Here is a 2,934-nt window from a genome sequence, read left to right on the forward strand (position 1 = left end):
AATTTTTTACAAAGTCAAGTAATAAACAAAGTCGGTATTACAATTTGTAGCTTAGTAATTAATTTAAGTTATAAGTAAAAAACATTCGTGAATTCGTGGTAAAAAAATAGTATCACAACCTAAAAACCTCATAACTTTGATGTACTTGTTTTACAGCAGCTTCGGTACGTTCAGCATGTGTATCACTTATAAATAGTTGCCCAAAGTTTTCATCATCAACTAATTTAATAATTTGTGCGACGCGTTTTTCATCTAACTTATCAAAAATATCATCTAATAATAAAATAGGATTTACCCCACTTTGTGCTTTTATAAAATCGAATTGTGCCAATTTTAAAGCGATTAAAAACGATTTTTGCTGACCTTGACTCCCAAATTTTTTAATAGGATGATCTTCAATATTAAATAATAAATCATCTTTATGCACACCAACACTGGTGTATTGCAAGGCTTTGTCTTTATTTATGGCATTTTTTAAAAGCGCGTTTAAATTATTTTCAAACAAATCGCTGTGGTAAACCAAATCAACTTCTTCATTTCCATTACTAATAGCTTCGTAGCGTGCTTTAAAAATAGGAATAAACGTTTTTAAAAAGGCATTGCGCTTTTCAAAAATTTCAGTACCAAAATCGGTTAATTGATTGTTGTAAATTTCTAAAGTATCAGTATTAAACGTATGATTCAACGCAAAATATTTAAGTAACGCATTGCGTTGTGCTAATACTTTGTTATACTTAATTACATGACTTAAATAGCTTTTGTCGCTTTGCGAAATTACAGAATCTATAAATTTTCGGCGTGTATCGCTACCTTCAATAATTAAATCTCTATCGGCTGGAGATATAATAACTAAAGGCAAAAAGCCAATATGCTCGCTAAATTTTTCGTACGCTTTTCCGTTGCGTTTTATTACTTTTTTTTGTCCGCGTTTTAAACTAATAATTACTTTTTCGGTTTTTTCATCTTTTTCATAGTCGCCATTAATCACAAAAAAAGCTTCGCCATGTTTAATATTTTGAGTAGCTATGGGATTGAAATAACTTTTTCCGAAGGATAAATGATAAATAGCATCTAAAACATTGGTTTTTCCTATGCCATTGTTGCCAACAATACAGTTTATTTTAGTGTTGAAAGTGAAGGATTTACTATCAAAATTTTTATAATTAAGTAACGAAAGTGATTTTAAAACCATACAAAAAGTAACATAAAAAGTATTAAGAAGCTGCGATGCTTTAAAAGGAAGTGCAAATTATTGAAAAATATCAAATAAATACCCTTTTAGTTATGAAGAAAAATTATATTTTTGCGCCACATTAATTATAACGAATAAATGGCGACTTACAAGAAAAAATATAAAGCTAAGAACAAAGCAGAGAAAGAACAAAACATTGAAGATGGCTCAACTACAGCTGAAGTTTTTAACACGCTAGACGAAACAGCATCAAAAACTGAAGCGTTTGTTGCGAAGAATCAAAAATATATTTTCATTATTATTGGTGTTGTAGCTGCGGTTGTTTTAGGATCTTTAGCTTATAAAGAATACATAGCAAAACCAAAACAGTTAAATGCTATGAACGATATGTTTCAGGCTCAAAAATATTTTGATCAAGCAGTAAATGGCGTAGCAAAAGATTCGTTATTTAATTTAGCATTAAATGGTGGTGAAGGTAAATTTGGAATGTTAGATATTATTGAAGAATACAGCGGAACACCATCTGCAAACTTAGCAAGCTATTATGCTGGTACAGCTTATTTAAAGTTGAAGGATTATAAAAATGCAGTTGAGCATTTAAGTAATTTTAAAAGTGATGATGAAATTCTAGCAGCATTAGCAAAAGGAAATATAGGTGATGCTTTTGTGCAATTAGACCAAAAAGAGGATGCTTTAAGTTATTACGAGCAAGCAGCCAAATTGCGAAATAACGAATATACTACACCAATGTATTTGCATAAAGCAGGAATTATTGCTTTAGATTTAGGGAAAGCTGATAAAGCATTAACTTTCTTTAAAACTATTAAAGAGGATTATTCTAATTCTACAGAAGCTGCAAATGTTGATGTGTTTATAGGAAAAGCGCAAGTATTGGCAAGTAAATAATACCCATTTAATTATATGGCAACGGTAAATAAAAGTTTATCCGATTACGATAAGACAACAATCCCAAATGCGAGCAAATTTCGGTTTGGGATTGTTGTTTCAGAGTGGAACGATACTATTACAGAAGGCTTATATAAAGGCGCATACGATACCTTAATAGAAAATGGTGTATTGCCAAATAACATTGTGCGTTGGGATGTTCCAGGAAGTTTCGAGCTTATTTATGGCGCAAAAAAAATGCAGGAGCAAATGGTAAATGTTGTAATTGCCATTGGAAGTGTTATTCAAGGAGAAACCAAACATTTCGATTTTGTTTGCGAAGCCGTTTCACAAGGCATTAAAGACCTAAACGTTATTCGAGAAACACCAGTTATTTTCTGTGTACTTACAGATAAAAATATACAGCAAGCCATAGAACGCTCTGGCGGAATACACGGCAATAAAGGGACTGAAGCTGCAGTTGCTGCTATTAAAATGGCAGAACTTAGGAAAAACAGCTAGTTTAATTAAACACGTCACTGCGAGTTTTACTTTTTTGTAATTAGCCTGTGCTGAGCGCAGTCGAAGTATGGCAGTCTGTTTAAAATGAAAAGATTGCCACAGTTATACTTCCTTCGCAATGACGTAATGATTTATATCGGTTTTGTTAACAATTTTTGGCATGTCAACTTCTGTTTTCTGCCTACTTTTAAGTATTTTTGGTTATATATTACTATATTTTGTTTAAACAACGAAAACATAAAACCTTTAATTATCAACCTCGGTTTTCTAAGGAAAATGAAACCGATTCTAATTTAGAGGAGCGTACAGAAAAAGACTTTGTTTCGAGATGGAAA

3 protein-coding genes are annotated in these 2,934 nt (G+C 31.6%); 2 read left to right on the forward strand and 1 reads right to left on the reverse strand.

What is annotated here, in order from left to right; translation table 11 throughout:
* Nucleotides 1–112: 112 nt before the first annotated feature.
* Entirely contained in the window at nucleotides 113–1,192 is a 1,080-nt protein-coding gene (locus AADI82_RS14690; protein WP_341217165.1) for a DNA replication/repair protein RecF, read from the reverse strand.
* Between the two features lie 138 nt (nucleotides 1,193–1,330).
* Between AADI82_RS14690 and AADI82_RS14695 the strand changes: the two genes are divergently transcribed.
* The gene (locus AADI82_RS14695) at nucleotides 1,331–2,098 is read left to right on the forward strand and encodes a tetratricopeptide repeat protein (RefSeq protein ID WP_341217166.1); all 768 of its coding nucleotides are present in this window, start codon (nucleotides 1,331–1,333) and stop codon (nucleotides 2,096–2,098) included.
* 15 nt (nucleotides 2,099–2,113) lie between these two features.
* Nucleotides 2,114–2,599 (forward strand): 6,7-dimethyl-8-ribityllumazine synthase, encoded by a 486-nt coding sequence (gene ribH / locus AADI82_RS14700; RefSeq protein WP_341217167.1) that lies wholly within the window; start codon nucleotides 2,114–2,116, stop codon nucleotides 2,597–2,599.
* The last annotated feature ends 335 nt before the right edge of the window (nucleotides 2,600–2,934 follow it).

It is taken from the genome of uncultured Wocania sp. (genome assembly GCF_964021735.1).
Taxonomy (GTDB): domain Bacteria; phylum Bacteroidota; class Bacteroidia; order Flavobacteriales; family Flavobacteriaceae; genus Wocania_A.

Bases quoted from the DNA above. Each gene is read 5' to 3' on its own strand.
- AADI82_RS14690 (WP_341217165.1), bottom strand. From the start codon at position 1,192: ATGGTTTTAAAATCACTTTCGTTACTTAATTATAAAAATTTTGATAGT.
- AADI82_RS14695 (WP_341217166.1), top strand. From the start codon at position 1,331: ATGGCGACTTACAAGAAAAAATATAAAGCTAAGAACAAAGCAGAGAAA.
- ribH (WP_341217167.1), top strand. From the start codon at position 2,114: ATGGCAACGGTAAATAAAAGTTTATCCGATTACGATAAGACAACAATC.